Here is a 4,611-nt window from a genome sequence, read left to right as displayed (position 1 = left end):
TCATAAAAGGAGCGTAAATGACTTTATATAACTTAAAAAAACAAATTTTATGAAAACTAGAAAATTTTTATCAGTTGCTTTTATGGCAGTAGTATTTGGAGCAACTTCTTTCGCTCAAAAAACAGTAATGGTAGGCGGAGCTGCCATGTATCCTTCAAAAAACATTGTTGAAAATGCAGTAAATTCAAAAGATCACACCACACTAGTTGCAGCAGTACAAGCAGCCGGACTAGTAGAAACATTACAAAGTAAAGGACCATTCACCGTTTTTGCCCCAACAAATGCAGCGTTTGATAAGTTGCCAGCAGGTACAGTTGATACTTTATTAAAACCAGAAAATTTAAAAACATTGCAAACTATCTTAACTTACCATGTAGTTGCAGGGAAAATGAATGCTGTAGATATTGCAAAAGCAATTAAAGCAGGAAATGGAAAAGCTATACTAAAAACAGTAAGTGGCGGAACATTAACAGCTTGGATGAAAGGTAAAGATCTTTACATTACAGATGAAAATGGTGGTCAGTCAAAAGTTACTATTGCGGATGTGAACCAATCAAATGGTGTTATTCACGTAGTAGATACTGTTGTGTTACCTAAAAAATAAATGTAATAATGAGGTTGATTTTTGGTTAGTTTTTGTAGCCCTACACTTTTTGTGTGGGGCTATTTTATTATAATCAATTTGTAAAATCGTAAATATGGAAACTTTTCTTTACTTATTTTTCTTATAGATAAACGATTTTTAAATAAATGTTAAAAAAAAGTGTAGTTTTGTTTAAATTTTAATATTATGACTATAAAATCACCTTTTTTTTCGACTAAGGTTGTTTGCTTTGTTGTTTTTTCTTTCGCTTTTCTTTCGCATTCTGCTTACAGTCAATGTGAAGGAATTGCTGGTGCTGATAACGTAGCGCTTGATATTTGTGATATAACAAACATTTCCAGTAGAAACATAGATCTTAAAACGCAACTTGGTTCGCATTCTGCTGGCGGTACGTGGAGAGATGAAGATAGATCAGGCGGTCTCAATAGAACCACAGGAATTTTAAATGCTCAATTAATTCGTCGTAGCGGAACATATAGGTATTCTTATACCGTTACAACAAGTTCAGGTTGCATTGATACAGCTATAGTTACGGTTCGAATTGGAGGATATACTGGAGTTCCTGGTGCGAATACCTCTATTTGTAATACAGAATCTGCATATAATTTATTTGAAGCCTTTAATGGAGATTTTCTTCCTCCACAAATAGGCGGTACTTGGGTAGGAAATACCACTAGCCTTGGATTATCAAACAATACTCTTAATACCATCAATCTAAATCCCGGTAGTACATATGAATACACCTATTCTATTCCTGCTATAGGTTCTTGTCCTGCTCCACCAGATGTAAAAATATTTGTAACCATATATCGTTCGCCTCGTGCTGGAACCCCTGACGATGTCAAATTATGTTCTAATGAGTTAAACTCTTATACTAACTATAATCTATTTGATGGTTTAGTAGGCGAGGATGCTGGAGGTGTATGGCGAGAAAGTGGCACTAACGAGTTAGATGATACTGATGATACGGACTCTGTTATAAACATTCAAAATATATACAACACACGTGGACCCGGATTTTACCGTTTTACGTATACTGTATTATCAGATAACAACGTGTGTGTTGATCAAACATCAGTGTTGTTTATTACCTTAGAAAAACAGCTAGATTATACGGGTGCCACTTTGCAGGTAAATGCACCAATTTGTGAAAATGAACGCGGTACAACAAATTTTTCAGCTTCGATAAGAAATGTAGTTGCTATTCCCAATGGAGTATATACGGTTACATATACCATTTCTGGTAATTCTACTGTTTTTTCTACAACGCAAAATTTTACCAATAACGTTTTTACTTTTCCTTTGCCATCTAGTAATTTTAATACTGTTGGAAATTATACCATAACTATACTCAATATAGAAAGCGCAACCACTCTAGGAATTTGTACTAATATAATTCCTGCTATTGCCGCTGATATTGTAATAAACCAAATTCCACAAACAAATAATGCCTCCTTACTTATAAATTCTATTTGTCAATCAACAAATGCAGAAGTTACTTTGTCAGGAATTAGTAATCTAACAGATGGGGATTATAGTATTGTGTATTCTTTATCTGGAAGTAATAGTCTTGCTAATCAAAGCATAACTATTACGGTTCGTGCAGGAGTTGCATCATTCCAGATTCCTGATTCGCAAATTCCTAATGTGGGAAATACTAATTTTATCATAAGCAGAATTACAAACTTGGCTACTAATTGTACCAATACCGCATCAATAGTTAGTTCATTTTTGATAAAAGCGCTACCAGATGTGCGCAATTTATCAGTTGCTATTAGATCGGTTTGTAAAGATCAGCCCGTAGTTGTTGAACTTTCGGGATTAGGGAATTTAACCGCTATAACAATAAGTTACTCTTTGTCTGGTGCCAATACTAGCGGTGTTCAAATGGTTCCTTTGCTTGTTAATGCTGGTAGAGCAACTTATACCATTCCTAATTCATTATTATCCAATACCGGAACAACATTATTTAATTTACAATCTCTTACAGATTCAAATACGAGCTGTCTTGCTTTAATGAATACTATTAGCAAAGATTTTGTGATTAACGCCTTGCCTATTACACCTATTACAAGCAACCAAGAATTTTGTAAAGTCCAAAATGCAACCGTAGCTAGTCTAGTACCTAATGGTCCTCAGTACAGATGGTTTAATTCACTTACAAGTTCAACTGCTTTACCTGCGTCAACGGTATTGCAATCTGCGAATTATTACGTAAAAGAGGTAAATACAACTACAGGGTGCGAATCTGGTTTAGCTCTTGCTCAAGTTGTTATTAATGAATTGCAAACTCCTGTACTACATGAAAATGGGGAAAAATTTTGTGGGTTAGATTTGCCTACTATTCAAAGTTTATCCAGTAATGTTACTTCAAATGGAACTGTAGTATGGTATGATGCTGCTACTGGAGGAAATTTATTATCTAGTACAGTTTTACTTCGTGATAATGGAATATATTATGGTTTTGACTCTACAAGTGCAAACAATTGTTTATCAACAACTCCTTTAGAAATAACAGTTTCCTTAACTAATTGTGATGTCACGCCTCAATTTTTTATTCCAGATGGGTTTTCACCCAATGGTGATGGTGTAAATGAAACTTTTTCTATTCCGGATATTGATTTTATCTATCCTAATTATACATTAGAAATATTCAATAGATACGGAAGTCTCATGTATACAGCTAATAAAAACAAGCCAAAATGGGATGGTACTTCATCAGACTCTAAAACAATTAGCAACGGAAAAGCGCCTGAAGGAGTTTATTTTTATGTTATTCATTTTAATAAAGACGGAATTTCCCCTAAGCAAGGACGCCTTTATTTAAATAGATAACAATCTTTATTTTTTAAAAAATAGTACATGAAAAAGTTCATACTACTATCAAGTCTTTTCTTGATAATAACAAAATTAACGGCGCAACAAGACCCTCAATATACCCAATACATGTATAATATGAGTGTTTTAAATCCTGCATATGCTACAGGCATAGAGTCTAATTTAAATTTGGGTGCCTTATATAGATCCCAGTGGGTGGGTGCTGTGGGTGCACCAAAAACATTGACATTATTTGCACACATGCCTGTAAATGAAAAAGTAGAAGTAGGGTTTTCATTAATATCAGATGATATAGGTGGCGGAGCAAAAAAAGAAAATAATTTTTTTGCAGATTTTGCTTATTTACTAGAGTTTAATAACAATCATAAAGTATCCTTTGGTGTAAAAGCGGGATTTACCAATTTGCAAACAAATTTTGATGGTTTTGTATTTGAAAGTGGTAATCCTGGAACAGATGATGCTTTTTCAGAAAACAGAAATGACATCATGCCAAATGTAGGTGTTGGAGCCTTTTATTTTACAGACAATTATTATGTGGGTTTATCTGCCCCAAATTTATTAGCCACAAAACAATTTGAAAATAGGTCAGGAACCAATTCATTTAGTAGAGAAAACACCCATGTTTTCCTAACAGCTGGATATGTATTTCAAGTATCTGAACAATTCAAATTTAAGCCAGCTGTTATGTCAAAATACGTTTCGGGTGCGCCAATATCTCTAGATGTAACTGCCAATGTTTTGTACAATGAAAAGTTTGAGTTTGGAGCGGCATATCGTTTTGGAGATGCTATAAGTGCAATGACAAATGTGAAAGTAACACCGAGCATTCGAGTTGGGTACGCCTATGATTACAATACTTCTAATTTAGGTCAATTTAACTCTGGAACACATGAAATTTTTGTATTGTTTAATTTAGATTTATCCAGCAGAGGATATGATAAATCACCACGATTTTTCTAAGACATAAATTATGAAAAAAATATACTTGCTACTATTGGTATTTTCTATCCAATTACTTCATGCACAAGACGACAATCTAAAAAGAGCTAACCAACTTTTTGAACGCACTTTTTACAATAAAGCAATTCCATTGTATAAATCAATAATACAAGATAATAATTCGCAAATTGTAATTCAAAACCTTGCTGACTGCTATTATTATACCAATG

The 4,611-nt window shown here is 33.7% G+C and carries 3 protein-coding genes and 1 pseudogene; all 4 read left to right on the top strand.

The features are described from left to right. The first annotated feature begins 49 nt into the window (after positions 1 to 49). A complete protein-coding gene (locus FPG59_RS14100; protein WP_086455218.1) occupies positions 50 to 604 on the top strand; it encodes a fasciclin domain-containing protein in 555 nt (184 codons plus the stop codon). Between the two features lie 186 nt (positions 605 to 790). Then, the gene (locus FPG59_RS14095) at positions 791 to 3,439 is read left to right on the top strand and encodes a gliding motility-associated C-terminal domain-containing protein (RefSeq protein WP_086455217.1); all 2,649 of its coding nucleotides are present in this window, start codon (positions 791 to 793) and stop codon (positions 3,437 to 3,439) included. Between the two features lie 27 nt (positions 3,440 to 3,466). After that, the gene (locus tag FPG59_RS14090; RefSeq protein WP_086455216.1) at positions 3,467 to 4,402 is read left to right on the top strand and encodes a type IX secretion system membrane protein PorP/SprF; all 936 of its coding nucleotides are present in this window, start codon (positions 3,467 to 3,469) and stop codon (positions 4,400 to 4,402) included. A gap of 10 nt (positions 4,403 to 4,412) precedes the next feature. Beyond that, a pseudogene (locus FPG59_RS14085) lies at positions 4,413 to 4,611 on the top strand (hypothetical protein); the annotation flags it as partial.

Origin of the sequence: Flavobacterium sp. FPG59 (genome assembly GCF_002150205.1) — a bacterium.
Lineage (GTDB): Bacteria > Bacteroidota > Bacteroidia > Flavobacteriales > Flavobacteriaceae > Flavobacterium.
This window is presented reverse-complemented; position numbering and strand designations above follow the sequence as displayed.

Bases quoted from the DNA above. Each gene is read 5' to 3' on its own strand.
- FPG59_RS14095 (WP_086455217.1), top strand. From the start codon at position 791: ATGACTATAAAATCACCTTTTTTTTCGACTAAGGTTGTTTGCTTTGTT.
- FPG59_RS14100 (WP_086455218.1), top strand. From the start codon at position 50: ATGAAAACTAGAAAATTTTTATCAGTTGCTTTTATGGCAGTAGTATTT.
- FPG59_RS14090 (WP_086455216.1), top strand. From the start codon at position 3,467: ATGAAAAAGTTCATACTACTATCAAGTCTTTTCTTGATAATAACAAAA.